We start from the raw sequence: 23,169 nt of genomic DNA, 5'->3' as shown, positions 1-23,169 counted from the left end.
CGCCCGTTCGTGGCAGGGTGGGGGCAAACTCCGAAAGGACCGGAACATGCACAGATTGATTGCCTCGGCCACGCTAATGCTGGTTTTTGGGTGTACGCAGGACACCGCCGACAATTCAACCCTTCAAGCCAGCTGCGAGGCGTTGGTGGCTGCTGAGGCGAACCGAAGCCCCGCGGATGTCCAGGCTCTGTCGACAACTGCCGAGCCGGCGGGGACCGTCACACAAGTCATAGTGGCTGGCGCTCAGGCCCCATGGCTGTGCCGCGCCGATCCCAGCGGCGTGGTCACAGGGGTCGAGTACAGCCAGCAAGGCTGATCCTCTTGGATTGAGCCACATCAAGGGCCGGTTATGTCAAACCCGCTAAGCTGTCGGCGCGAAAGGAGCGACTGATGTTCAAACACATAATGTTTCCCGTCGATCTGCATCTGCCACCTGAAGTGCGCAAGGCGGCCGAAGTTGCGGCACAGGTCGCCCGGTGGCAGGGCGCGCAGATAACCATCGTCAGCGTGACAAGCAATCAACCCGGCGACCCCACGCAAACCGAATCCGCGATCAAGGACCACCTGTCGGACCTGGCGGATGAGTTGTCCCAGGCCAGCGGAGCGCAAGTTGATTTCCGCAACATTCATTCGGTGGATGTGGCGGTCGAAGTGGATGGTGACCTGGCCCGCACCGCTGAAGAGATCGGTGCCGACCTGATCGTGGTGGGCACCCATGCGCCGCGGATTACCGACTTCATCCTGTCCAGCCATGCCGGATACCTGGCCAAACATGCCAGCATGTCGGTCTTCGTGGTGCGCTAGGCCTCATCACCCGCGGAAAGCTGGTTTTCTAGGAACAGCTCGAACGCATCCAGATTCACGGGTTCGAACTGCCCGAACCCCTGCATCCAGACCGAGGCCGCGCGCAGGGCGTCGGGTTCCAGTTTGCACCATTTCACCCGGCCACGCTTTTCCTGACTGATCAGCCCGGCTCGGGTCAGGATCGTAAGGTGCTTCGAGATCGCCGCCAGCGACATCTCGAACGGCTGGGCCACGTCGGTGACGGCCATGTCATCCTCGAGCAGCATCGCCAGTATCGCGCGCCGCGTGGGGTCGGCCAGGGCCGCAAAGACGGTATCGAGGTCATCGGACATGATCCCGCTGAACCACAGCGGGAAAGTTTGGTCAACCATTTGGTTGAATATGCGGAATCCGATGTTTCCAGCGGCATGGTTTGTTCGCGGCCCGATCGTCAGTCAGAGCGTGTCCATAAAATTCATTTGAAAACATAGACCTAAGCTGCGTCAATTGGGGCCATCAACAGCGTTGACTCTGCGCGCGAGGCCGCTTAGCAACTGCGCCAAGACTGTGCGAGGGAAACGCCCGTGACCGATGACGACCCAAAGCAGCGCCTGACGCAGCTTGAGGCCAAGATCGACGCGGCAAAAAAGGCCAAAGCGCCGAAACCTCGTGCGGACGCTGACATATCCGGGGGCGAGCTGGCCTGGCGGATGGTCATCGAGATGGTTTCCGGTCTGGGGATCGGATTTGGCATCGGGTACGGGCTGGACAGCCTGTTCGGGACGATCCCGATCTTCCTGGTGCTGTTCACATTGCTGGGCCTTGTCGCGGGCGTGAAGGTCATGCTCCGCAGCGCGCAAGAAGCTCAAGAGAAACAGGCGGCCTCGACACAGGCCGAGAAGGACGAGAGGGACTGAACGTGGCGACCGAGACCACCGCAGCAGAAGGCAGCAGCCTGGTTTTCCATCCGATGGACCAGTTCATCGTCAAGCCGCTTTTCGGCGGTGAGATGGCTTGGTACACGCCCACCAACGTGACCCTGTGGCTGTTCTTCGCGGTTCTGGCCATCATCGGCCTGCTGGTGCTGAGTACCTCGAAGCGCGCCATCGTCCCTACCCGCATGCAGTCGATCGCCGAGCTGGCCTACGGCTTCATCTACAAGATGCTGGAAGACATCTGTGGCAAGGAAGGCGTCAAGTACTTCCCGTATGTCATGACCCTGTTCATGTTCATCGTCACAGCGAACTTCCTCGGCCTGATCCCGACCTCGTTTACCACGACATCGCATTTCGCGGTCACAATTCCGCTGGCGCTGGCCGTGTTCCTGACCGTGACCGTTCTGGGCTTTGTCAAGAACGGCGCCGGCTTCCTGAGCCTGTTCTGGGTGTCCAGCGCGCCGCTGGCGCTGCGCCCGATCCTGGCGATCATCGAGCTGATCTCGTACTTCGTGCGCCCGGTCAGCCACTCCATTCGTCTTGCGGGTAACGTCATGGCCGGCCACGCCGTGATCAAGGTTTTCGCCGGCTTCGCCGCGGTCGCCGTGATCTCGCCCGTATCGGTTCTGGCGATCACCGCAATGTACGGCCTCGAGGTCCTGGTGGCCTTCATCCAGGCCTACGTATTCACCATTCTGACCTGTGTTTATCTGAAGGACGCTCTGCATCCGCATCACTGATCAGGGGCGACCCTGAGCACAGGAACGATAACCCAAAATCGAAACTTCCAATTCGTAAGGAGATACATCATGGAAGGCGATCTCGCACACATCGGCGCAGGCCTGGCAGCAATCGGTTCCGGCGCGGCCGCAATCGGGGTGGGCAACGTGGCCGGCAACTTCCTGGCCGGCGCTCTGCGCAACCCTTCGGCGGCTGCTTCGCAGACCGCAACTCTGTTCATTGGTATCGCATTCGCAGAAGCCCTGGGGATCTTCGCATTCCTGGTCTCGCTGCTGCTGATGTTCGCCGTTTAATCTGCGGAACCTGATCCTTACGCGCAGGTGGGCCCAAGCCATAGCGGCCCACCTGTTGTAAAGACAACGTTCCGACGGAGGACATCATGGCGACAGAACCCATAGCTGCAGAAGCAGTCGGCAAATGCGTCGATTCCCATGGCTCGGCCATCGGGATGCCGCAGCTCTGCTTCGATTGGTTCCCCAACCAGATCTTCTGGCTGGTCATTACGCTGGTCGTCATCTTTCTGGTCCTGTCCCGCGTGGCCCTGCCGCGCATCGCGGCGATCCTGGCCGAGCGTCAGGGGACCATTACAAATGACCTGGCTGCGGCCGAAGATCTGAAGGCCAAGGCGGTCGAGGCCGAAGAGGCCTATAACAAGGCGCTGGCCGATGCCCGTGCCGAGGCTCAGCGGATCGCAGCCGAAGCGCGCGCCGAAATCCAGGCGGACCTGGATGACGCGATTGCCAAGGCAGACGCGGAAATCGCGGCCAAGGCGGCAGAATCGGAGAAGGCAATTGCCGAAATCCGTGCCGGAGCGCTGGAAAGCATTCAACAGGTTGCCAACGATACGGCGGCCGAACTGGTGACTGCGCTGGGCGGCGAGGCGGATGCCAAAGCCATCAGCAGTGCCATCAGCGCGCAGATGAAAGGATAAGTGACATGCGGAATACACTTGCTCTTATCCTGACCGCAGGCTTCGCCAGCCCGGCGCTGGCCGCAAGCGGTCCGTTCTTCTCGCTGGCGAACACCGATTTCGTCGTGACGCTGGGCTTCATCGTCTTTATCGCGGTCCTGTTCTATTTCAAGGTTCCCTCGATGATTGGCGGGGCGCTGGACAACCGCGCCGAAGGCATTAAGGCCGAGCTGGACGAGGCCCGTGCCCTGCATGAAGAAGCGCGCAGCCTGCTGGCCTCATACGAACGCAAGCAGCGCGAAGTGCAGACTCAGGCCGAAGCCATCGTGGCCGCGGCGAAGGAAGATTCGGTTCTGGCTGCCGAACAGGCAAAGGCGGACTTGGAGAAATCCATCGCGCGTCGTTTGGCTGCCGCACAGGATCAAATCGCATCGGCCGAGGCTTCGGCGGTGAAGGAAGTGCGCGACCAGGCTGTTACTGCGGCCGTTGCGGCTGCCAAGTCCGTGTTGGCCAAGCAGATGACTGCGGCGCAAGCCAACAAGCTGATTGACTCGGCGATCTCCGAGGTCGGTGATAAGCTGCACTGAGCTGTTCGGCGCGAGCAATCGCAATTTCTAAAACCCGAAAGCTGCCTGCTTTCGGGTTTTTTGCTTGTAGCCCGCGTCATAGTCTGTTGATTCAGGGCAGTCAGCTTGTGGCGTTTCGGTGAGGTACGATGACATCCGGACATACCAAGATTGTTGATCCCGCACCTGTTTGCGTGTTCGCGTTCAACCGACCCGAACATACGCGGCGGACGTTGGATGCCCTGGCCCAATCGCCCTTGGCCGCGTCGACATCCTTGACCGTATTCATCGACGGCCCCCGCAATGATGCCGAGAAACCGATTGTTGACGCTGTTGCGCAGGTCGCCGAAACGCAGCAGGGTTTCGCCAGTATCGAGCTGCGCCGACGTGACCAGAATGCAGGGCTGGCCGTCTCGATCGAAGAGGGTGTTTCGCAGATGATGGCCGAGCATGGCCGCGCGATCATTCTCGAAGATGATATCCTCACGTCGCCAGCCTTTCTGCATTATATGAACCTTGCCCTGGAGCGCTACAGGGATACTCCGGATGTCTGGCATATAGCCGGGTACAATGAGGACGTGCCTGCCTTTCGCCGAGCGCAGGGCGCGTATCTGTGGCGTTTCATGAGCTGCTGGGGATGGGCAACCTGGGCGGACCGTTGGGCGCATTACAGCCGCGACCCTGACGCGCTGGTGGATGAGTTTTCAGACGCAGACATCGTCCGCTTCAACCTCGACGGGGCACAGGACTATTGGTCGCAGGTTCTGGCGAACCAGACCGGCGAGTTGAAGACATGGGCGGTTTTCTGGTACGCGACCATTTTCCGGAATCGCGGATTGTGCCTGTCCCCATATTTTTCCTATGTCGAGAACATCGGTTTTGATGGATCCGGCAGTCATGGTGTGGTGAACAAATCCTACACGCGCAGCCGCCTGAACTCCAACCTTTCGCCGGGCTTACCTGACCAGATCTCGGAAAATACCGATGCGGTGGAGCAGGTGAAACTGTATTACCTGACCAAACCCGGCAAACTGCAAAAGATCAGGCGCAAGCTCAACAGGTTTGTCGGCAGGCTCATGTCCAAGAGGGAAAGATGATAGAGCGCATAGGAAACTGGCTTCGCGAAAAGCGCTACAAGCGCCACAGGCTGCAAACGGTTCGGGCCAGGCACGGTTTGCGCCTGGTCACACTCGGCTCTGACTATGGTGGCTGGACTTTCCTCGAGGACGAGAGTCTGCAGGGTTGCACGATCGTCAGCGCTGGTCTTGGAGAGGACGCGTCCTTCGACGTCGAGTTTGCGAACCGCTACAGCGCAAGGGTCGTGATCATCGATCCGACACCTCGGGCCGTGGCCCATTTTGGCGCGATGAAAAAGCGTTTCGGCCAAGTGGGTGAAACGGGCTACGTTTCAGGTGGTTCACAGCCCGTTGAAGCCTACGACCTGAGCACCTGCAGTGAAGACAACCTGATAATGGTCGATCGCGCCCTTTGGTGCCGCAACGAGACACTGCGTTTTTTTCTTCCCAAGAACCCCGAGCATGTGTCGCACTCGATCGTGAATTTCCAGAACGATTATCGTCAGGATACCGATCACCTGATGGTTCAGGCCGATACATTGCGGGAAATACTGGACGATCACGCAATTCCAATCGAGGAAGTCCAGCTGTTGAAGCTCGACATAGAAGGTGCGGAAGTCGAAGTTCTTGAGCAGATTCTGGCAGACGGGCTGCGGCCCCGGCAGATCTGCGTCGAATACGACGAACTCAACCGGCCCGGAAAGAAAGCCTTTCAGCGGGTTGATGCCGCAGACAAGGCACTGAGGGCGGCAGGGTATGTCTGCGTCTATGGAAATGGCAGTACCGACTATTTGTACCTGCACGAGAAACAGCCCTGACGTGCTTCTTTCGAGTATTTCATGCGCTAGAAAACGGGCGGAACAAAGCGTCGTGACTCTGGGGCTCGCGACCAGATTCTACGCCGGACAAATGGAGTCGCGGTGCTCAAGGTAAACCACATCAGTTTCAGTAGTTCCGAGGGGGGCGCGGCGATTGCGGCGCACCGGCTGCATATGGCCCTAAACGCCAGCGGCGTGAACTCAACCATGACCGTTGCGCGAGGTCAGGAAGGGCCAGGCATCACCACGTTCAAGCCAGCCAAGGGTCTGGGACGAATGATTCAACGGGAAATGGCGCGCGGTATCCGGCGCAGGCATGAAGCGGATTTCTCGGGTTTGATCTCGCTGGGTCAGGTCCGTTCGGGCTTGGCGCAGTACCTGAACCAACAGTCCTCGCAAATTCTGAACCTGCACTGGGTCAACTCGGATCTGATGTCGATCCGCGAGATCGGAAACCTGTGTCATCCGGTTGTATGGACCATGCATGACATGTGGCCGTTCTGTGGGGTGGAGCACTACTCTGAGGGCGATGCCTGGAAAAACGGTTACGCGACCGAGCAGGATAGCCGAGCGAGCAGGCTGAACCGCCGTGTCTGGAAGAGAAAACAGCGGTTTTGGACGCGGCCGTTCCATCTTGTTGCACCCAGCCGCTGGCTGGCGGATTGCGCCCGGCAAAGCACCTTGACGCAGGACTGGCCCGTTTCAGTCATTCCCAACGCAATCGACACCGATGTCTGGCGCCCCACCGACCGAGACGCGGCAAGAGATCGATTGGGTCTGCCACGCGATTCTGCTGTCATCGGTTTTGGGGCCATGGGGGGCGACAGCGATCCGCGCAAAGGATTTCGGCACCTCAAGGAAGCTCTGTCGATCCTGAAACAGGAAAGATCTGATATCCGGGTTCTGATATTCGGCGCGGATGCGCATGAGGTCGATCTGCCCTTTCCGGCTCATTTCACTGGACAACATTCAGTGCCCGAGGAACTGCGGTCTGTTTACGCGTGCGCGGACGTTTTTGCGTTGCCGTCCCGACAAGACAACCTGCCCAACACCGGCGTCGAGGCGCTTTCTTGCGGTATTCCGATCGTCGGGTTCAAGATCGGTGGATTGCCCGATCTGGTCCCGAACCCCGGGTGCGGGCGGCTGGCCAAGCCGTTTGATGCGCGGGACTTGGCGGATTGCCTAAAGGGGGTGATTGATGATCAGCGTTCCTGCGAGGCTCAAGGGCAGAAGCGCGACGGGAATGCTGCGCGCAAACATGCCCTGCAGAGCTATGCGATGCCAATCGTGGCCGAGCAATACAGGCGCCTTTATGAAACGCTGGGGTTGAAGGCGCAGTGAGAGGCGGAGGGCCTCAACCGCCCAAGTTGCCAACCTCATGTTCCAGCCGCTGGCGGGCGATCAGTTCGTTGCGCCGGGCCTTCTGCTGGTCTTCCATGCAGCGTTCGACAAAGCTCAGATGCTGTTCCACTGCCTGCCGGGCGGCTTCGGGGTCGCGGGCCTGAAGGGCTGCGTTGATTGCCCTGTGCTGGTTCAGGATAGCGTCGCGTGTGGTGCGCTGGTGGAACATGATCTGGCGGTTGTAGAACACGCCCTGCCGCAGCAGATCGAACATCGACCGCATCATGTGCAGCATTACCACGTTGTGGCTGGCCTCGATGATGGCCATGTGGAACTGCGCGTCCAGATGGGCCTCGTCATCGGCCGCGTTGCGGGCATGGGCGGCCTCCATCTTGTCGAAAATCGCCTGGATCACCTTCAGGTCGCTGTCCGAGCCCAGACGCGCGGCGCGTTCGGCCGCCAGCCCTTCCATGTCGCGCCGGAACGACAGGTAATCGAATACGGCCTCGTCATGGCTGCTGAAAAGACGGATCAGTGCGGGCGAAAAGGCCGAGCCCAGAACCTCGGCCACATAGATGCCCGAACCGGCCTTGGCAGTCAGCAGGCCCTGTTCCTGCAGTTGCGAGATCGCCTCGCGCAGCGACGGGCGCGACACACCCAGCCGGTCGGCCAGCTCGCGCTCGGACGGCAGGCGCTCACCGGGGCGCAGGATCCCGCGCAGGATCAGCAGTTCGATCTGTTTGACGACGGCCAGGGACAGTTTCTCGGTCTGGACTTTCTGAAAGGGCATCGGATCATCGCTGAAAATTGGTCAAATCATATGACCACACATGCCCGGCCCGCGCAAGAACGGGCCGCGATCACATTGGCTGAAACACTAGGTCAGTATTATTGACTTTAAGCGCAGAGGTCATAGCGTCACTCCAACCCAGCGGAGGAGGCTCGGCCCATGCACCAGTTATTTGCAACGCGCGCCGCGCGAATGAAGGCGTCTGAAATCCGCGAATTGCTGAAACTGCTGGATCAACCCGGCATCATTTCCTTTGCCGGCGGCATCCCGGACCCGGCGCTGTTTCCGGCCGAGGCGTTTTCTCAGGCATTTCAACAGGCGCTTGGCGCTGACAGCCGGGCTCAGGCATTGCAGTATTCCGTGTCCGAAGGTTACATGCCGCTGCGGGAATGGATCGCCGGCCACATGCGCCAGATCGGCATCGACTGCGGCCCCGACGACGTTCTGATCACCTCGGGCTCGCAGCAGGCGCTCGACTATCTGGGTAAACTGTTTCTGTCGCCCGGCGACACGGCGCTGGTCGGATGGCCGACCTACCTGGGCGCCTTGGCGGCCTTCAACGCCTATGAACCACGCTTTGACCGGTTGCGCGAAGGCGGCAATGCGGGCGCGGCGCAATACCGGGCCGCGGCGGGGCCGGGGACGGTCAAATACGCCTATCTGTCTCCCGATTTTGCAAACCCGACCGGTGAGACCGTCGATCGGCAGGGGCGCGAGGCCCTTCTGGATCTGGCCGAGGAGTTGGACTGCGCCCTGATCGAGGACGGCGCTTATCAGGCCCTGCGTTATGACGGGCAAGCGATACCGCCGATCCTCGCGCTGGAACTGGAGCGGAAAGGCGATCTCCAAGCTTGCCGGACCATCTATTGCGGCAGTTTTTCCAAGACCCTGTCGCCCGGATTGCGGGTGGGTTGGGTCGTGGCGGCGCGGCCAGTCATCGCGCAGCTTGTGCTAATGAAACAGGCCGCCGACCTGCATTCGGCCACCATCAACCAGATGGCCGTGCACCAAGTGGCCCAAACCTGTTTCGACAGCCACATCCCGAAAGTGCGCGCAACCTACGGTGCGCGCCGCGACGCGATGCTGGCGGCGCTGGATCGGCACATGCCCGAAGGCGTGCAATGGACCCGGCCCGAGGGCGGCATGTTCATCTGGCTGACCCTGCCGCCCGGATCAGATGGCGCGCAGCTGCTGGCCCGCGCGCTTGAGACGGTCAAGGTCGCCTTTGTGCCCGGCCAAGCCTTTCACCCCGATGGCAGCGGCGCCAACACGATCCGGCTGAGTTTCTCCAACTCGGACGAGGCCACGATTGCCGAGGGTATTGCCCGGCTGGGCACGGTCCTGCGCGGCTGAGCGCGGGAAAGCTTTCGTTAACCATTTTGCCGCAAAGCTGCGGCATGATCCGGTTCCTCGCCTTGCTGTTGCTGGCCGGTTGCTCGGCCGGCACGCCCCATTTCCGCGACGTGCCCGCGACCCGCGTGGCCGTGAACGGCAGCGTGTTCGACGTGCGCCTGCGCGGTGACCTGGCCGAGGCGGTCCGCGTCAACAGCCAATATGCCCCGCGGCTGGGGCCGGTCCGAGATCGGGCCGCATTGGCCATGGCGCAGGTCTCGGGCTGTCCGGTCGCCGATGTATTGGGCGACGCGGCGGTGACCGTGGGCATCCTCGCCTGCGACCGCAGGGCGTCGGACCGGCTGTTGCTGGCTGCGGTCACGCCGACCAACTATGAATGCATCGACTTCGGAACCTATGACAGCGGGTCGGACACCGGATACCAGGTGTTCGAGTGTTCGCCTTATTGACTCCGCGCAATTCCGCCCAAATCAGCAAGATATTGTGGATAACTCGGCCCAATATCCCATATCCTGCGCAACTTCGTTGACTCGCGGGCATTCCCTTGTCCAGACTTTCAAGGAACGGGAATCATGGAAATCGGCCTTTGCGCTTTACCAAACTCAAACTCACCGGCTTCAAAAGCTTCGTCGATCCGACCGATCTGATCATCGCGGACGGGTTGACCGGTGTGGTGGGGCCCAACGGCTGCGGCAAGTCCAACCTGCTCGAAGCGTTGCGCTGGGTGATGGGCGAGAACCGCCCCAAATCGATGCGCGGCGGTGCGATGGAGGACGTGATCTTTGCCGGTGCCGCCACCCGTCCGGCGCGCAACTTCGCCGAGGTCGTCCTGACCATGGACAACTCGGAACGTCTGGCCCCGGCCGGGTTCAATGACAGCGACCAGATCGAGATCGTGCGCCGCATCACCCGCGACGTGGGCAGCGCCTACAAGGCCAACGGCAAGGACGTGCGCGCCCGCGACGTGCAGATGCTGTTCGCCGACGCCTCGACCGGCGCGCATTCGCCTGCGCTGGTGGGGCAGAACCGGATCGCCGAGCTGATCAACGCCAAACCCCGCGCCCGCCGCCGCATTCTGGAAGAGGCCGCCGGCATCTCGGGTCTGTACCAGAGGCGGCATGAAGCCGAACTGAAGCTCAAGGGCACCGAGGCCAACCTGACCCGCGTCGATGACGTGCTGGAACAGTTGGGCACGCAGTTGGCGCAGCTGGCGCGCCAGGCCCGTCAGGCCGCGCGGTATCGTGAGATCGGCGAGCAATTGCGCCAGGCCGAGGGCATGTTGCTGTATCGCCGCTGGAAAGAGGCCGACATGGCCCGCCAGCAGGCCGAAGAGCGTCTGCGCGACCGCACCACCGAAGCCGCGCGCGCCGAGGCCGAGGCCCGCGCCGCAAGCGCGAAACGCGCCGAGATCGAAGAAACCCTGCCGCCGCTGCGCGAGGAGGAGGCCATCGCCGCCGCCGTCCTGCAGCGCCAGCAGGTGCAGCGCGATCAGCTGTCCGATCAGGAAACCCGCGCGCGCCAGACCATCGAAACCCTGACCGCCCGCATCCAGCAACTGGGCCGAGACATCGAGCGTGAAACCGGTTTGAACCGCGACGCCGGCGAGATGATCGAGCGGCTGGAATGGGAAGCCCGCGAACTGGCCAAGGCCGCCGAAGGCCATGACGACAAGCTGGCCGAAGCCGCCGAAATCGCCCGCGAAGCCGCCGCGGTTCTGCAGGAGCGCGAGGATCTGCTGGCGCAGGAGACCGAGGACACCGCCCGTCTGGTCGCGCGTCATCAATCGGCGCAGCGCCTGGTCGAGGACAGCCGCAAGACGCTCGCAAGGTCCGAGGCCGAAGAGGAAAAGGCCCGTGCGGCCGTCGCCGAGGCCCGCGCCGCGCTGACCCGCGCCGACGAAGCGTTCGAGGCCGCGCAAGCCGCCGAGGAAGAGGCGCGCGAGGCCGCCGAAGCCGCCGAAGAAGCGCTGGCCGCCGCCGACGAGCTGCGCGGTGAAACGCAGGCGCGCGAGGCCGAGGCCCGCGCCCAACGCTCCGAGGCTGAGGGCGAGTTGGGCGCGATCCGGGCCGAGACCACCGCGCTGGCCAAGCTGGTCGAGCGCGACACCGCCGAGGGCGGGCAGGTGCTGGACCTGCTGCGGGTCGAGCCGGGCTTTGAAAAGGCGCTGGGGGCCGCGCTGGCGGATGACCTCCGCGCCCCGCTGGTCGAAGGCGATGGCCCGTCGGGCTGGGTGCAGGTGCCGGGCTATGACGCGGATCAGCCGTTGCCGGACGGGGCCGAGCCGCTGGCGCTGCACGTCTCGGGGCCGGACCGCCTCAGCCGTCGCATCGCGCAGATCGGCCTGATCGACGCGGATCAGGGTGCGCGGCTGCAACCCTTGCTGAAACCCGGCCAACGGTTGGTGTCGCGCTCGGGCGATCTGTGGCGCTGGGACGGGTTCCGCGCGTGGGCCGAGGATGCCCCCAGCGCTGCGGCGCTGCGGCTCGAGCAGCTCAACAAGCTTGAGGCGCTGAAACAGCAGCTGGCGCAGGTCGAGGCGCAGGCCGACGGCGCCCGCGCTGCGCATGAGGCTCTGTCGCGGCAACTGACCGAGGTGACCGAGGCCGACCGCCGCGCCCGCGAGGCCCGCCGCGCCGCGGATCAGCGCATGGCCGAAGCCGCCCGCGCGCTCAGCCGGGCCGAGGCCGACCGCAATTTGGCGCAGGGCAAGCTGGAGAACCTGACGCTTGCGGTCGACCGCCACAAGCAGGATGCGATGGCGGCCCGTGCCCAGCTGCGCGAGGCCGAGGCCGCCCTGGCCGAGCTGGGCGATCTGGACACTGCCCGCGCACGGGTCGAGGACATCAAGCAGACGGTCGAGGCCGCGCGGATCACCATGCTGACGCACCGCTCGACCCATGACGAGCTGCGCCGCGAAGGCGAGGCCCGCACCCGCCGCGCGCAGGAGGTTACCAAGGACCTGAGCGGCTGGAAACACCGCCTGGAAACCGCCGAGAAGCGCATCGCCGAGCTGGCCGAACGCAAAGCCAGCTCGGAAGAAGAACTGACCGAGGCGATGGCCGCGCCCGCCGAGATCGCCGAGGCGCGCGAAGAGTTGAACGAGATGATCGAGGCCGCCGAGGCCCGCCGCGCTGAGGCCGCAGACAAGCTGGCCCAGGCCGAAGCGCTGCAACGCGAGGCCGTGCTGGCCGAGCGCGAGGCCGAGCGCAAGGCCTCGGAGGCGCGCGAAGCCCGCGCCGCGGCGGAGGCGCGGTTCGAGGCGGCCAAGGAAAGTGTCGCCGCCGCCGCCGAGCGCATCGCCGAGGATCAGCAACTGACCCCGAACCAGTTGTTGAACCAGCTGGACGTGAACCCCGACGACATGCCCGCCGCCGATGCCCTGGAAGCTGAGGTGAACCGCCACAAGCGTCAGCGTGATGCCATGGGTGCGGTGAACCTGCGCGCTGAGGAGGACGCCAAGGAGGTTCAGGAGGAGTTCGACACGCTCAACAGCGAGAAATCCGATCTGGAAGAGGCAATCAAGGCGCTGCGCAGCGGCATCGCCAGCCTCAACCGCGAGGGCCGCGAGCGCCTGCTGACTGCCTTTGAACAGGTCAACGCCAATTTCGCCATGCTGTTCAAGCATCTGTTCGGCGGCGGCGAGGCCAATCTGGTGATGGTCGAGAGCGACGACCCGCTGGATGCGGGGCTCGAGATCATGTGCCAGCCGCCGGGCAAGAAGCTGTCGACCCTCAGCCTGTTGTCGGGCGGGGAACAGACCCTGACCGCCACCGCGCTGATCTTCGGCGTGTTCCTGGCCAACCCGGCGCCGATCTGCGTTCTGGACGAGGTCGACGCACCTCTGGACGATGCCAACGTGACCCGGTTCTGCGATCTGCTGGACGAGATGTGCCGCCAGACCGACACGCGGTTCCTGATCATCACCCACCACGCGGTGACCATGGCCCGGATGGACCGTCTGTTCGGCGTGACCATGCAAGAACAGGGCGTCAGCCAACTGGTCTCGGTCGATTTGAAGAAGGCCGAGCAGATGGTCGCCTGACCGCTCACCGCAACGTTATTCCGCGAACGGGCCGGGCCGGGCTAGGCTGGCTGCATGAAACACCTGTTGCTGATCGCCGCGGCCTGCGCCGCCTCGCCGCTTTGGGCTGCCGAATGGGCCATACGCCCCGGTGATATCCCCCTGAGCCCCGCTGAACTGGACGCGTTGGCTGGGCAGACGCTGACTTTCTATGACGACGGGCAGTCGAAATACTCGGCCGGTGGGGCCTATTCCTATACTTATTCGGCGGTCAATGGCGGCGGAACGGCCTTCGGAACCTACTCGATCGCCGCTGATGGCAGCATCTGTGTGCAGTACCGCAACGGGTTCGACCGCTGCGATCTGTACGTGCGGAACAATGGTCGGTTGATCCTGATCACCGAAAAAGGTGAACGTTACCCGGTGCGACCCGAGTGATCGGGGCCTGCCTTTCACCCGCCGTGCCTAACCAGGAATCGACCGATGACCCGACACGCTCCGACCCTGCACATGCTTTGCGGAAAGATCGCCGCAGGAAAATCGACGCTTGCCGCCCAGCTCGCGAGGAAGCCCGGCACAGTTCTGATTTCCGAGGACGCCTGGCTGAAGCCGCTTTTTGCCGATCAGATGGTGACAGGTGCCGACTATCTGCGCTGTTCCACGCGTCTGCGGGCGGCGATGGGTCCGCATGTCACCACTCTGCTTGAAGCGGGCATGTCGGTTGTTCTGGATTTCCCGGCCAACACGGTCGAAACCCGCGCCTGGATGCGCGAAATTCTGGATCAGACCGATACGGCGCATCAGATGCATGTGCTGACCACGCCCGACACCGTTTGTCTGGCCCGACTGCAAGCACGAAACGCAGCGGGCGACCACGCCTTTGCCGCGACCGAAGAGCAGTTCCGCCGGTTTTCCAAGCATTACGCGGAACCCACGCCTGAGGAAGGATTCACGCTGGTATTCCACGACCCAACGGATTGAGCGTCTAAAGTCGGTTTAGCAAATCAACTGTCGGCCAGGCATCTGCGGGCAGTCCCAGCCGGGCCTGCTCAGCCTGTACTGCAGCGCGCGTACCGGCCCCCAAGATGCCGTCGATCTTGCCCACGTCATGCCCGCGCGCCTGCAGTCTCGCCTGCAGTTGTTTCATCTGGGCGCCGGTCAGGCCCGGATCGGGGTTGCCCGCGGCATAGACTTGCGCGCCTTCGAGCCTGGTGGCGAAATAGGCCGCGGTCAGGACATAGACAAAGCTTTGGTTCCACTCGAAATAGACATCGAAATTCGGATAGGCCAGAAAGGCCGGACCCTTGCGCCCCTGCGGCAGGATCAGCGAGGCCGGCAGGTCGGCCAGCGACCCGCTGCGCGCCTGCACGCCCATCGCCTGCCAGTCCGAGACCGGGCGCGGTTTGCCCGGCCCGCTCAGCGACCAGTCCATCTGTGCGGGCACGGTGACCTCCTGCAGCCAGGGCTGACCTGGCTGCCAGCCCAGATGCGACAGCATCTTGCCCCCAGACATCAGCGCGTCGGGGGCCGACGTTTTCAACCGAACATGCCCGTCGCCATCACCGTCCACGCCGTTTTCCAGAATGTCATGGGGCAGCATCTGCACCATGCCGATCTCGCCCGCCCAGGCGCCCGTGGTGCGGTTCGGGTCGAAGTCTCCGTTCCGGAACAGCTCGATCGCGGCGAAGATCTGCGGCCGGAACAGTTCGGGGCGGCGGCAATCATGGGCCAGCGTCACCAGCGCATTGCGGGTGTTGAAATCGCCCTGAAACGCGCCGTAATCCGTCTCGAACGCCCAGAAGGCCAGCAGGACCCCGCGCGACACACCGTATTCGGCCTCAATCCGGTCGAAAACGGCATCGTATTTCTGCGCCATCGCCTGGCCGCGCCTGATCCGATCCTGCGAGATCAGGCGGCGCGAGAACTCGATGAACGGTTTCTGGAACACGCCCTGCGCCCGGTCGGCCTTCAGCACCTTGGGGTCCTGCTGCACACCGTTGAAGAACGCATCGACCGTGGCCGTGTCGAACCCCTGCTGTGCCGCTTCGGCCTTCAGTCCGCGAACGAAGGCGTTGAAGCCGCCGCCGCATTGGGCAAGGGCCGGGGCGGCGAACAGGCAAGCGGCCATAAGGCCCGAGACAAAGCGCATGACGAAAACCATCCTCAGAAAACCGTGTTCAGAACAACCCACACCGTCAGTCCGGCCAACGCAAGCCCCCAAACCTGCCAAAGGATCCCGCATGCGCGGAAAACCTCCGTTGCGCCGATCGTGCGCCGGGCTTCGCCGTTGACCCAAGCCAGATCGCGCATCTGCCCGTCATAGCTGCGCGGCCCGGCCAGTGCCACGTCCAACGCGCGGGCCATGGCGGCCTCGGGCCAGCCGGCATTGGGCGAAATGTGGCGCTGCGCGTCCGCGACGATGGCCCGCCATTGGCGCCACTGTCCCGACAGGGCCATGATCATCAGGCAAGTCAGCCGCGCCGGGATCAGGTTCAGCAGATCGTCCAGCCGGGCGGCGGCCCACCCGAAGTCTCGGTACGTGTCGTTGCGGTACCCGATCATGCTGTCGGCGGTGTTCACCGCCTTGTAGACCAGCAACCCCGGTAGGCCGCCCAGCAGGAACCAGAAAGCCGGGGCGATCACCCCGTCGCTGAGGTTCTCGGCGGCGCTCTCGATGGCCGAGCGCGCCACCTGTGCCTCGGTCATCTGCGAGGTGTCGCGCGACACGATCATTGCCACCGCTGCGCGGCCCTCGGGCAGGGACTGCCGCAGCGCGACGCCCACGGCGCGGACATGCGCCACTAGAGAGTTCTGTGCCAACAGGATCGCGCAGACTACGACCTCGACCGCCCAACCAAGCGACGCCAGCGCCGCACCGACCACCCAGCCGCCCAAGACCAGAAGAAGGGCGACCAACACGCCCTTGGCCCGTCGATGCGTGCCGTGATTCAGGCGGCGGTCCAACCAGCCGATGGCGTTGCCCATCAGCACCGCCGGGTGCCGCAGACGCGACCACAGCCAATCGGGCTCGCCCAATGCGGCGTCCAGCAGCATCGCCAGGGCCAGCGTCAGCGCGGTGCTCACAGCGCCGCCTCGAGCCGCGACCAGCCATGCTCGGGCGGCAGGCCCAGCCGCAGGAACCGATCGGAAAAGGGGAAGATGCGGCTCCAGATATGGGCCTGTGCCAGCCGGTCCTGCCAGGCGGCGGCATCGTCCACGTCATACAGGCGGAACAGCGTGGTTCCGCCGACCAAATGCGCGCCCTTGCCGGTCATCAGCGTATCCAGCCGTTCCGTATCGCGGGCCAGTCGGGCGCGTGTGGCCTCGGCCCAGGCCGTGTCATTCAAGGCCTGCGTGCCGATGCGCAGGGCCGGGCCGGACACCGCCCATGGGCCGGTCAGATCGTTCAGTCGCGCGATCAGGTCGGGATGCCCGATGGCAAAGCCCAGCCGCAGGCCCGCAAGACCCCAGAACTTGCCAAAGCTTTTCAGGACGATCACGCCGGGGCGCTCGGACAGACGGATCAGAGATGCTTGGGGCGTCACGTCGCAAAAGCTTTCGTCGATCACGGTCAGCGGCGCATCGGCGTCCTCGGCCTGCCAGATCCGGCCGTCGGGATTGTTGGGATGCACGAACACCCGCGCCTGCGTCGGGCCGCCGGGCTGCACCGTCCAGCCCTGCGCGGCAAAGGCGGCGGCATGTTCGTTGTAGGTTGGCATGGTGATCTGGACTGCACCAACGGGGGCCAGCGCCGGGATCCGCGCGATCAGGGCCGAAGCGCCCGGCGCAGGAAGAATCGCCGCGCCGTCCGGCACACCCCAGAGCCGGCGGGCCGCATCGCTCAGCCGGGCAAAGGCCCCGTGGTCGGGCAGGGCGGTCCAGTCTTCGGACGTGAGGTCCGCCACCGGGTAGGGGTGCGGGTTGATCCCGGTCGACAGGTCGATCCATTCCGCTCGCGCGCCGCCGTGGCGAGCAATGGCGTCGTCCAACCCACCGCCGTGGTCACGCTTGCCGCGTGGGTTCAAGTCGTCAGTGCGGTCAGTCATGCCGGAATCGTCCAAAACGCCGAATTTACCCCGCTTCAAGCGGATTTACGCCGTTTTTACAAGCAAATCCGGTTCATAGAGGAGGGCTGGAGCGGCCGTTAACCCTTTGTTAACGAAATAACGTGATCACAGCTTATGGGGGTCGGCACCACTCACCTTATCAAGTGCCGAGGTTGTTGCAAATGAAAGTTCTGATTGTTGAGAGTAACCCCGATCTGGGTCGGGTCTGGCAGCGGCACCTGGAACGGCAGGGGGCCGAGGTTACTCTGGTCGAAAGCCAGGAGGCAGCGATCCTTGCTCTTTATGGCACACCCTTCGACATCATAATCCTGGACTTGGTTCTGGATTCAGGCAGCGCGTTGGCTGTCGCGGATTTCGCCAGCTATCGCCGCCCGGATGCCCGGGTGATCTTCGTCACCAACACCACGTTCTTTTCCGACGGGTCGATCTTTGCGCACAGCCCCAACGCCTGCGCCTATGTCCAGAGCGGAACGCCGCCCGAGGATCTGGCGGCGATGGTCGAGCATTACGCTGCGGGGCGCTGATCGCGTCCGTGCGGCTCCCAATAGTCCAGGATGGGGTTGATCGGGATGATCCGGTGCGGATTGATGCTGTCGTGACTGTAGTGATAGTGCCGCACGATATGGTGCAGGTTCACCGTGCCCGCCACGCCCGGCCATTGATACAGTTCGCGCGTGTAGGCCCACAGGTTGGGATAGTCGATCAGCCGCCTGCGGTTGCATTTGAAATGCAGGTGATAGACCGGGTCGAACCGGATCAGGGTCGTGAACAGGCGCCAGTCGGCCTCGGTCAGGCGATCCCCCATCAGGTATCGGTTCGTGGACAGCCGATCCTCCAGCCAGTCCAGCGTATCGAACAGGGGGTGCACGGCCGCGTCATAGGCCTCCTGCGTGGTGGCAAAGCCGGATTTGTAGACGCCGTTGTTCACGTTTGAATAGACCCGCGCATTGACCTCTTCGATCGCGTCGCGCATCTCGGCGGGCCAGTGGTCGTCGGTGTTGCCGGTGATTTCGTCGAAGGCCGAATTGAACATGCGGATGATTTCCGAGCTTTCGTTCGACACGATGGTCTCTTGCACCTTGTCCCACAGGATGGGCACCGTCACCCGGCCCGAGTAGTTCGGGTCGGCGCGTGTGTAGACCTGATAGGCATAGTCCAGCCCATACAAAGCATCGCCGGTGGCGCCGTGATCGTCGGTCTGGAAAGTCCAACCGCGGTCCAGCATGTCCGGATGAACCACCGAGACGGTGATCAGGTCCTGAAGTTCCTTGATCTGGCGGAAGATCAACGTCCGGTGTGCCCAAGGGCAGGCCAGGCTGACATACAGGTGATATCGCCCGGCTTCGGCCTTGAAACCGTCCTTGCCCGAGGGACCTGCATTGCCATCGGCCGTTATCCAGTTTCGAAACTGGGCAGCCGAACGTTTGAACGCTCCGCCGGTGGATTTCGTGTCATACCAGGTGTCGTGCCAGGTGCCGTCGACCAACAGGCCCATCTTGGATCCTCCGTTTCCGTCTCCGGACAAAGCTTAGTGCGACAGCGCCGCAGTTCACATCGCCGAAGGCGCGCAGCATCTCTGCGCAGTCGCACAGTGCCACCCGGGATGTCTGTGCAACAAATCGCCCACAGATCCGCGTCAACGGTCGGGCTTCACTGGATTTTTACGAAGATACCCCCACAATAGATGGCATAGCTTGGGGGGAATTTTGATGAGTACTTATGTTTCCAAGGAAATTAGCGCCGAATTGGATGCGGCCCGAATCGCATCGCTCAAGAAGTCCAGTCGCCTGCGGGTGGAGATGGGCGACAATACCTACAGAATCCTCAAATTGTGGAAGGATGGTTTCGCCGTCGAGGCCGAGACAACACCGCGTCTACGTGGACTGGTCGATATTTTTGATGGCGCCAACCACCTGTATCAATGCCTGATCGTCGCTGACGAGGAAGACGGCGGCCAGATGCGATATGAGTTCAAGCGCAGCACCGTCGCGGCGGACAAGGCGCCACTGGATTTCTATCGCGCGCCGGATGCCCCAATCGCCCTTCTCGGCAAAGACGACTAGGGCAGACCGTTCGCGCGGCCTTATTGAAGGTCAGAAAAAGCAAGTTTCAAACGGGCGCACGCGTCCTCGACCCGCGCCCGCTGAGTGGCGAGATTGAACCGTTCGAAGGTCTCGCCTCCCGTTCCAAACCCCGGACCGGATGACGTTGCGATCCGCGCATCATCGCGCAGACGGCGCACGAATTCGGCGTGGTCCATTCCGGTGCCCGAGAAATCGACCCAGGCCAAGTAGGTCGCCTGCAGGGGCATCGACCACAGGCCGGGGATCTCGGAAATCGCGGCATCGAACAGCGCGCGATTGCCGTTCAGGTGGTCGATCTGGGCATCCACCCATTTGGCGCCCTCGGGTGAGTAGGCTGCGGTGATTATCGCCACGCCCAATGCGCTGGGGTCGTAGTCCAGCGTGTTCAGCCGGTGGCGCATTTGCGCCCGCAGCTTGTCGTCGGGAATGATCATGTTGCCCGTGCGCTGGCCGGCGATGTTGAAGGTCTTGGACGGTGCGGTCAGCGTCACCGTCCAGGGCCGTGCATCCGGCGCGGCAACGTCCATCGGCACGAATGTATGCCCGGGATAGACCAGATCATGATGCACTTCGTCCGAGATCAGGATCAGCCCGTTGCGTTCGGCAAAGGCCGCCACCGCGCGCAGCTCGTCCGGTGTCCAGACCCGCCCCGACGGGTTCTGTGGTGAGCACCACAGCAACAGCTTTTCCGACCCGTCCAGCCGCGACTGCGCGTCATCCAAGTCTATCTCATAGGTATCGCGGGCCCGCACCAGCGGGCATTCCACCACCCGGCGGCCGGTCTTGTTCACCTTGTGCGCAAACTCGTGATAGACTGGTGTGAAGATCACCACCCCGTCTCCCGGTTCGCTCCACACGTCGAGGCTCAGCGCGATGGCGTTGCCCAGACCCTGTGTTGTCAGAATCCAATCGGTGTCGATCGCCCAGTCGTGGCGGTTCTGCATCCACCACTGCACCGCCTGCAGATAGGCCGGGTGCTGCCAGGAATAGCCGAACACCCCGTGATCCGCCGCGCGGCGCACCGCCTCAATCACGCAGGGCGCGGTGGCATAGTCGGAATCGGCGGTCCACATGGCGAGCCCGTCCTCGGGCGAGACACCATAGAGTTTCTCCATCTTGTCCCATTTCGAGCTGAAGGTGCCCCGGCGGTCGATCAGGTCGTTGAAAGTCATGTCTGCTCCATTCGTTGGCCCGAAAGCTATCGGGAAATTCGCCCGGCGCAAGGGGGGCGTTGCGGCCACGCGCGCGATGACCTAAATCAGCCCCATGAAACGCAACATCCTGATCCATCCTGATCCCCGCCTGAAAAAGGTCTGTGCGCCCGTGGACGACCTGTCAGACGAGCTGCGCGCGCTGGCCGACGACATGCTGGAAACCATGTATGAGGCGCCGGGCATCGGGCTGGCCGCGCCCCAGATCGGCGTGCTGGAACGGCTGATCGTGCTGGATTGCGTCAAGGAGGAAGGCGCCACTCCCCGCCCGCTGGTGATGTTCAACCCCGAGATCATCTCGGCCTCGGATGAGACCAGTGTCTACGAGGAAGGCTGCCTGTCGATCCCCGATCAGTTCGCCGAGGTCACCCGCCCGGCCGAGGTCGAGGTCGCCTGGATGGACCAGAACGGCAACGCGCAGCGCGAAACCTTCGACGGTCTCTGGGCCACCTGCGTGCAGCACGAGATCGACCACCTGAACGGAAAGCTGTTCATCGACTATCTCAAGCCGCTGAAACGGCAGATGATCACGCGCAAGATGGTCAAGCTCAAGCGTGAGCTGGCCCGCGCATGACCGTCCGTCCCTGCCTGCCGTGGCCCGACAAGCGCCTGCGCACCAAGGCCGAGCCGGTGACCGAGATCACCGACGAGATCCGCGCCATCTGGGACGACATGATCGACACGATGGAGGCGATGCCCGGCGTCGGCCTGGCGGCGCCCCAGATCGGTGTGATGCTGCGGCTGGCGGTCGTGGACGGCTCGACCGAGCGTGGCCGCGCGGTGCGCTTGGCCAACCCCGAAATCCTGCACAGCTCGATCGAGTTGCGCGAGCATGACGAGGCCAGCCCTAACCTGCCGGGCGTGTCAGCCAAGATCAAACGTCCGCGTGCGGTGACGGTCCGATTTCTCAATGAAAAAGGCGAGATCGACCGGCGCGATTTCGTCGGCATCGAAGCCACCAGCGTGCAGCACCAGATCGACCATCTGAACGGCCGGATGTATTTCGACCGTCTCAGCAAGGTCAAACGCGACATGCTGCTGCGCAAGGCGAAAAAGGCGGGGTAGGGCGGCATGCGTGTCATCTTCATGGGAACACCCGAGTTCTCGGTACCGGTGCTGGATGCGCTGGTGCAGTCCGGGCACGAGATCGCCGCCGTCTATTGCCAGCCCCCGCGCCCGGCCGGTCGCGGCAAGAAGGACCGGCCCACGCCGGTGCACGCCCGCGCCGAGGCGCTGGGCCTGCCGGTGCGCCATCCCAACTCGCTGAAATCGCCCGAAGAACAGGAAGCCTTTGCCAAGCTGAAAGCTGATGTGGCCGTGGTCGTGGCCTATGGGCTGATCCTGCCGCAGCCGATTCTGGACGCGCCCCGGCATGGCTGCCTGAACATCCACGCCAGCCTGCTGCCGCGCTGGCGCGGGGCCGCGCCGATCCACCGGGCGATCATGGCGGGCGATGCCGAGACCGGCATCTGCATCATGCAGATGGAGGCCGGTCTGGACACCGGCCCCGTCCTGCTGCGTCAGGCCACCCCGATCGGACCCGAGGAAACCACCGCACAGCTGCATGACAGTCTGTCGGCGAGGGGCGCCGATCTGATCGTGCAGGTACTGGACCGCCTGCCCGAGCTGACCCCCGAACCGCAGCCCGAGGTCGGCGTGACCTATGCCGCCAAGATCGACAAGGCCGAGGCCCGCGTGGACTGGTCGCGCCCCGCCGTCGATGTCGATCGCCAGATTCGTGGCCTGTCGCCCTTTCCCGGCGCCTGGACTCAGATCGAGGGCGAGCGCGTCAAGCTGCTCGCCTCGCGCCTGTCGGACGGGCAGGGTGTGCCGGGCGAGGTGCTGGACGACGCGCTGCGCGTGGCCTGCGGCACCGGCGCGGTCGAGCTGCTGCGCTTGCAACGGGCGGGCAAGGCGGCGCAGGATAGGGAAACTTTTCTGCGGGGCTGGCCGATCCCGGCCGGAACCCGCCTCGACTCGGAGACGTCCTGATGTTCATGGTGATGATGGGCACCGTAGTGATTGCCGGCATCGTCGGCTATCTGTCCGAGGTGACGGGCTTTACCCACAACGGTTATCTGCAATCCATCATCATCTGCGTGGGTGGGGCGTTCCTGTTCTATTTCATCCGCATCATGTTCGGTATCAGCTTTGGACCGCCGGGGCTGGATGCGGTGATCTCGTCGGTGGGGGCCTTGATCATCGTGCCCACGCATTGGAGGAAATGAGATGCCCGTCCTTGCCTTGATCGTCATCGGCGCCGCGGCCGGATTTCTGGCCACCCGCCTGATGCGGATCGAGGCGGACATCCCCACCACCCTGCTGATCGGCGTCGCAGGGGCCGTCGTGGGCGGGCTGATCATGCGCGCCTTGCTGACGGTCATGGGCTGGATGCCCGGATTCGTAGGCGCGGTGCTGGGCGCGCTGCTGCTGATCTGGCTCTGGAAGACCTATTTCCGGCGTTAATGCGGCA

Annotated in this window: 29 protein-coding genes; 22 read left to right on the top strand and 7 right to left on the bottom strand. The window is 63.4% G+C overall.

Features of this window, described 5'->3' with window-relative positions:
• The first annotated feature begins 46 nt into the window (after window positions 1-46).
• On the top strand, window positions 47-316 hold the full coding sequence (locus AC2FNZ_RS00505) for a hypothetical protein (RefSeq protein ID WP_170407922.1): 270 nt from the start codon (window positions 47-49) through the stop codon (window positions 314-316).
• Between the two features lie 74 nt (window positions 317-390).
• Complete coding sequence (locus AC2FNZ_RS00500; RefSeq protein WP_496839189.1) at window positions 391-804, top strand: universal stress protein; 414 nt, start codon at window positions 391-393, stop codon at window positions 802-804.
• Here AC2FNZ_RS00500 and AC2FNZ_RS00495 read toward each other — a convergent pair.
• Entirely contained in the window at window positions 801-1,136 is a 336-nt protein-coding gene (locus tag AC2FNZ_RS00495) for an ArsR/SmtB family transcription factor (protein ID WP_480697469.1), read from the bottom strand. The two genes, AC2FNZ_RS00500 and AC2FNZ_RS00495, sit on opposite strands and share 4 nt — an antisense overlap.
• Before the next feature lie 231 nt (window positions 1,137-1,367).
• Between AC2FNZ_RS00495 and AC2FNZ_RS00490 the strand changes: the two genes are divergently transcribed.
• The 8 genes from AC2FNZ_RS00490 (at window position 1,368) to AC2FNZ_RS00455 (ending at window position 7,170) form a co-directional block, all read left to right on the top strand.
• Entirely contained in the window at window positions 1,368-1,700 is a 333-nt protein-coding gene (locus AC2FNZ_RS00490) for an AtpZ/AtpI family protein (RefSeq protein ID WP_093965213.1), read from the top strand.
• Window positions 1,701-1,702: 2 nt separating this feature from the next.
• Window positions 1,703-2,458 (top strand): F0F1 ATP synthase subunit A, encoded by a 756-nt coding sequence (locus AC2FNZ_RS00485; protein WP_093965215.1) that lies wholly within the window; start codon window positions 1,703-1,705, stop codon window positions 2,456-2,458.
• A 69-nt stretch (window positions 2,459-2,527) separates the two neighbouring features.
• A complete protein-coding gene (locus tag AC2FNZ_RS00480; protein ID WP_005981269.1) occupies window positions 2,528-2,752 on the top strand; it encodes a F0F1 ATP synthase subunit C in 225 nt (74 codons plus the stop codon).
• Between the two features lie 86 nt (window positions 2,753-2,838).
• On the top strand, window positions 2,839-3,390 hold the full coding sequence (locus AC2FNZ_RS00475; protein ID WP_093965216.1) for a F0F1 ATP synthase subunit B': 552 nt from the start codon (window positions 2,839-2,841) through the stop codon (window positions 3,388-3,390).
• A gap of 5 nt (window positions 3,391-3,395) precedes the next feature.
• A complete protein-coding gene (locus AC2FNZ_RS00470; RefSeq protein WP_093965218.1) occupies window positions 3,396-3,956 on the top strand; it encodes a F0F1 ATP synthase subunit B in 561 nt (186 codons plus the stop codon).
• Window positions 3,957-4,084: 128 nt separating this feature from the next.
• A complete protein-coding gene (locus tag AC2FNZ_RS00465) occupies window positions 4,085-5,032 on the top strand; it encodes a glycosyltransferase family protein (RefSeq protein WP_496839188.1) in 948 nt (315 codons plus the stop codon).
• On the top strand, window positions 5,029-5,829 hold the full coding sequence (locus AC2FNZ_RS00460) for an FkbM family methyltransferase (protein WP_093965221.1): 801 nt from the start codon (window positions 5,029-5,031) through the stop codon (window positions 5,827-5,829). The genes AC2FNZ_RS00465 and AC2FNZ_RS00460 overlap by 4 nt, the downstream gene beginning before the upstream one ends.
• 102 nt (window positions 5,830-5,931) lie before the next feature.
• A complete protein-coding gene (locus AC2FNZ_RS00455; RefSeq protein WP_496839187.1) occupies window positions 5,932-7,170 on the top strand; it encodes a glycosyltransferase in 1,239 nt (412 codons plus the stop codon).
• Window positions 7,171-7,183: 13 nt separating this feature from the next.
• Here AC2FNZ_RS00455 and AC2FNZ_RS00450 read toward each other — a convergent pair whose 3' ends face one another.
• On the bottom strand, window positions 7,184-7,960 hold the full coding sequence (locus tag AC2FNZ_RS00450) for an FCD domain-containing protein (protein ID WP_093965224.1): 777 nt from the start codon (window positions 7,958-7,960) through the stop codon (window positions 7,184-7,186).
• 159 nt (window positions 7,961-8,119) lie between these two features.
• Here AC2FNZ_RS00450 and AC2FNZ_RS00445 point away from each other — a divergent pair, with 159 nt between their 5' ends.
• The 5 genes from AC2FNZ_RS00445 (at window position 8,120) to AC2FNZ_RS00425 (ending at window position 14,315) form a co-directional block, all read left to right on the top strand.
• Window positions 8,120-9,313: an aminotransferase-like domain-containing protein gene (locus tag AC2FNZ_RS00445; RefSeq protein WP_496839186.1), complete on the top strand. Its 1,194-nt coding sequence runs from the start codon at window positions 8,120-8,122 to the stop codon at window positions 9,311-9,313.
• Between the two features lie 44 nt (window positions 9,314-9,357).
• Window positions 9,358-9,762: a hypothetical protein gene (locus AC2FNZ_RS00440; protein ID WP_093965228.1), complete on the top strand. Its 405-nt coding sequence runs from the start codon at window positions 9,358-9,360 to the stop codon at window positions 9,760-9,762.
• A gap of 137 nt (window positions 9,763-9,899) precedes the next feature.
• Window positions 9,900-13,355: a chromosome segregation SMC family protein gene (locus tag AC2FNZ_RS00435; protein WP_496839184.1), complete on the top strand. Its 3,456-nt coding sequence runs from the start codon at window positions 9,900-9,902 to the stop codon at window positions 13,353-13,355.
• 54 nt (window positions 13,356-13,409) lie between these two features.
• A complete protein-coding gene (locus tag AC2FNZ_RS00430; RefSeq protein WP_496831659.1) occupies window positions 13,410-13,772 on the top strand; it encodes a hypothetical protein in 363 nt (120 codons plus the stop codon).
• Window positions 13,773-13,817: 45 nt separating this feature from the next.
• Complete coding sequence (locus AC2FNZ_RS00425) at window positions 13,818-14,315, top strand: P-loop nucleotide/nucleoside kinase family protein (RefSeq protein ID WP_496831657.1); 498 nt, start codon at window positions 13,818-13,820, stop codon at window positions 14,313-14,315.
• Window positions 14,316-14,319: 4 nt separating this feature from the next.
• Here the strand turns inward: AC2FNZ_RS00425 and AC2FNZ_RS00420 are convergent, their stop codons facing one another.
• Genes AC2FNZ_RS00420 through cobD form a run of 3 tightly spaced genes read right to left on the bottom strand, consistent with a single transcriptional unit; the run spans window position 14,320 to window position 17,380 of the window.
• Window positions 14,320-15,483, bottom strand: a complete 1,164-nt coding sequence (locus tag AC2FNZ_RS00420; RefSeq protein WP_496831655.1) for a lytic murein transglycosylase — start codon at window positions 15,481-15,483, stop codon at window positions 14,320-14,322.
• A 14-nt stretch (window positions 15,484-15,497) separates the two neighbouring features.
• Window positions 15,498-16,418: an adenosylcobinamide-phosphate synthase CbiB gene (cbiB, locus tag AC2FNZ_RS00415; RefSeq protein ID WP_093965234.1), complete on the bottom strand. Its 921-nt coding sequence runs from the start codon at window positions 16,416-16,418 to the stop codon at window positions 15,498-15,500.
• On the bottom strand, window positions 16,415-17,380 hold the full coding sequence (gene cobD / locus AC2FNZ_RS00410) for a threonine-phosphate decarboxylase CobD (RefSeq protein ID WP_496839183.1): 966 nt from the start codon (window positions 17,378-17,380) through the stop codon (window positions 16,415-16,417). Before cobD ends, cbiB begins: the two co-directional genes overlap by 4 nt.
• A 182-nt stretch (window positions 17,381-17,562) precedes the next feature.
• Here cobD and AC2FNZ_RS00405 point away from each other — a divergent pair, with 182 nt between their 5' ends.
• Window positions 17,563-17,925 (top strand): response regulator transcription factor, encoded by a 363-nt coding sequence (locus tag AC2FNZ_RS00405; protein ID WP_093965237.1) that lies wholly within the window; start codon window positions 17,563-17,565, stop codon window positions 17,923-17,925.
• On the opposite strand, the gene AC2FNZ_RS00400 is transcribed toward AC2FNZ_RS00405, so the two are convergent.
• A complete protein-coding gene (locus AC2FNZ_RS00400) occupies window positions 17,907-18,896 on the bottom strand; it encodes a glutathione S-transferase family protein (protein WP_496839182.1) in 990 nt (329 codons plus the stop codon). The two genes, AC2FNZ_RS00405 and AC2FNZ_RS00400, sit on opposite strands and share 19 nt — an antisense overlap.
• 214 nt (window positions 18,897-19,110) lie before the next feature.
• On the opposite strand from AC2FNZ_RS00400, the gene AC2FNZ_RS00395 reads away from it, so the two are divergent.
• Entirely contained in the window at window positions 19,111-19,464 is a 354-nt protein-coding gene (locus AC2FNZ_RS00395; protein WP_093965240.1) for a hypothetical protein, read from the top strand.
• 20 nt (window positions 19,465-19,484) lie between these two features.
• On the opposite strand, the gene AC2FNZ_RS00390 is transcribed toward AC2FNZ_RS00395, so the two are convergent.
• Window positions 19,485-20,657 (bottom strand): MalY/PatB family protein, encoded by a 1,173-nt coding sequence (locus tag AC2FNZ_RS00390; protein ID WP_496839181.1) that lies wholly within the window; start codon window positions 20,655-20,657, stop codon window positions 19,485-19,487.
• 94 nt (window positions 20,658-20,751) lie between these two features.
• Here AC2FNZ_RS00390 and def (AC2FNZ_RS00385) point away from each other — a divergent pair, with 94 nt between their 5' ends.
• From def (AC2FNZ_RS00385) to AC2FNZ_RS00365, 5 genes are read left to right on the top strand one after another with little or no spacing between them, the layout of a single operon-like run.
• Window positions 20,752-21,270, top strand: a complete 519-nt coding sequence (def, locus tag AC2FNZ_RS00385) for a peptide deformylase (protein WP_496831644.1) — start codon at window positions 20,752-20,754, stop codon at window positions 21,268-21,270.
• Window positions 21,267-21,761: a peptide deformylase gene (gene def / locus AC2FNZ_RS00380; RefSeq protein WP_170454026.1), complete on the top strand. Its 495-nt coding sequence runs from the start codon at window positions 21,267-21,269 to the stop codon at window positions 21,759-21,761. The genes def (AC2FNZ_RS00385) and def (AC2FNZ_RS00380) overlap by 4 nt, the downstream gene beginning before the upstream one ends.
• A 6-nt stretch (window positions 21,762-21,767) precedes the next feature.
• Window positions 21,768-22,688, top strand: a complete 921-nt coding sequence (gene fmt / locus AC2FNZ_RS00375; RefSeq protein WP_496839180.1) for a methionyl-tRNA formyltransferase — start codon at window positions 21,768-21,770, stop codon at window positions 22,686-22,688.
• On the top strand, window positions 22,688-22,924 hold the full coding sequence (locus AC2FNZ_RS00370) for a hypothetical protein (protein WP_005981317.1): 237 nt from the start codon (window positions 22,688-22,690) through the stop codon (window positions 22,922-22,924). Before fmt ends, AC2FNZ_RS00370 begins: the two co-directional genes overlap by 1 nt.
• 1 nt (window position 22,925) lies before the next feature.
• Window positions 22,926-23,162 carry a GlsB/YeaQ/YmgE family stress response membrane protein gene (locus AC2FNZ_RS00365; RefSeq protein WP_496839179.1) on the top strand — a complete coding sequence of 79 codons (237 nt, stop codon included), beginning with the start codon at window positions 22,926-22,928 and terminating at the stop codon, window positions 23,160-23,162.
• Window positions 23,163-23,169: the final 7 nt, after the last annotated feature.

It is taken from the genome of Ruegeria sp. SAZA006, assembly GCF_059613465.1.
The sequence above is the reverse complement of the archived record's forward strand: the minus strand, read 5'-3'. Positions and strand labels throughout refer to the sequence as shown.

Bases quoted from the DNA above. Each gene is read 5' to 3' on its own strand.
- AC2FNZ_RS00505 (WP_170407922.1), top strand. From the start codon at position 47: ATGCACAGATTGATTGCCTCGGCCACGCTAATGCTGGTTTTTGGGTGT.
- AC2FNZ_RS00500 (WP_496839189.1), top strand. From the start codon at position 391: ATGTTCAAACACATAATGTTTCCCGTCGATCTGCATCTGCCACCTGAA.
- AC2FNZ_RS00495 (WP_480697469.1), bottom strand. From the start codon at position 1,136: ATGTCCGATGACCTCGATACCGTCTTTGCGGCCCTGGCCGACCCCACG.
- AC2FNZ_RS00480 (WP_005981269.1), top strand. From the start codon at position 2,528: ATGGAAGGCGATCTCGCACACATCGGCGCAGGCCTGGCAGCAATCGGT.
- AC2FNZ_RS00475 (WP_093965216.1), top strand. From the start codon at position 2,839: ATGGCGACAGAACCCATAGCTGCAGAAGCAGTCGGCAAATGCGTCGAT.
- AC2FNZ_RS00470 (WP_093965218.1), top strand. From the start codon at position 3,396: ATGCGGAATACACTTGCTCTTATCCTGACCGCAGGCTTCGCCAGCCCG.
- AC2FNZ_RS00465 (WP_496839188.1), top strand. From the start codon at position 4,085: ATGACATCCGGACATACCAAGATTGTTGATCCCGCACCTGTTTGCGTG.
- AC2FNZ_RS00460 (WP_093965221.1), top strand. From the start codon at position 5,029: ATGATAGAGCGCATAGGAAACTGGCTTCGCGAAAAGCGCTACAAGCGC.
- AC2FNZ_RS00450 (WP_093965224.1), bottom strand. From the start codon at position 7,960: ATGCCCTTTCAGAAAGTCCAGACCGAGAAACTGTCCCTGGCCGTCGTC.
- AC2FNZ_RS00445 (WP_496839186.1), top strand. From the start codon at position 8,120: ATGCACCAGTTATTTGCAACGCGCGCCGCGCGAATGAAGGCGTCTGAA.
- AC2FNZ_RS00440 (WP_093965228.1), top strand. From the start codon at position 9,358: ATGATCCGGTTCCTCGCCTTGCTGTTGCTGGCCGGTTGCTCGGCCGGC.
- AC2FNZ_RS00430 (WP_496831659.1), top strand. From the start codon at position 13,410: ATGAAACACCTGTTGCTGATCGCCGCGGCCTGCGCCGCCTCGCCGCTT.
- AC2FNZ_RS00425 (WP_496831657.1), top strand. From the start codon at position 13,818: ATGACCCGACACGCTCCGACCCTGCACATGCTTTGCGGAAAGATCGCC.
- AC2FNZ_RS00420 (WP_496831655.1), bottom strand. From the start codon at position 15,483: ATGCGCTTTGTCTCGGGCCTTATGGCCGCTTGCCTGTTCGCCGCCCCG.
- cobD (WP_496839183.1), bottom strand. From the start codon at position 17,380: ATGACTGACCGCACTGACGACTTGAACCCACGCGGCAAGCGTGACCAC.
- AC2FNZ_RS00405 (WP_093965237.1), top strand. From the start codon at position 17,563: ATGAAAGTTCTGATTGTTGAGAGTAACCCCGATCTGGGTCGGGTCTGG.
- AC2FNZ_RS00400 (WP_496839182.1), bottom strand. From the start codon at position 18,896: ATGGGCCTGTTGGTCGACGGCACCTGGCACGACACCTGGTATGACACG.
- AC2FNZ_RS00395 (WP_093965240.1), top strand. From the start codon at position 19,111: ATGAGTACTTATGTTTCCAAGGAAATTAGCGCCGAATTGGATGCGGCC.
- AC2FNZ_RS00390 (WP_496839181.1), bottom strand. From the start codon at position 20,657: ATGACTTTCAACGACCTGATCGACCGCCGGGGCACCTTCAGCTCGAAA.
- def (WP_496831644.1), top strand. From the start codon at position 20,752: ATGAAACGCAACATCCTGATCCATCCTGATCCCCGCCTGAAAAAGGTC.
- def (WP_170454026.1), top strand. From the start codon at position 21,267: ATGACCGTCCGTCCCTGCCTGCCGTGGCCCGACAAGCGCCTGCGCACC.
- fmt (WP_496839180.1), top strand. From the start codon at position 21,768: ATGCGTGTCATCTTCATGGGAACACCCGAGTTCTCGGTACCGGTGCTG.
- AC2FNZ_RS00370 (WP_005981317.1), top strand. From the start codon at position 22,688: ATGTTCATGGTGATGATGGGCACCGTAGTGATTGCCGGCATCGTCGGC.
- AC2FNZ_RS00365 (WP_496839179.1), top strand. From the start codon at position 22,926: ATGCCCGTCCTTGCCTTGATCGTCATCGGCGCCGCGGCCGGATTTCTG.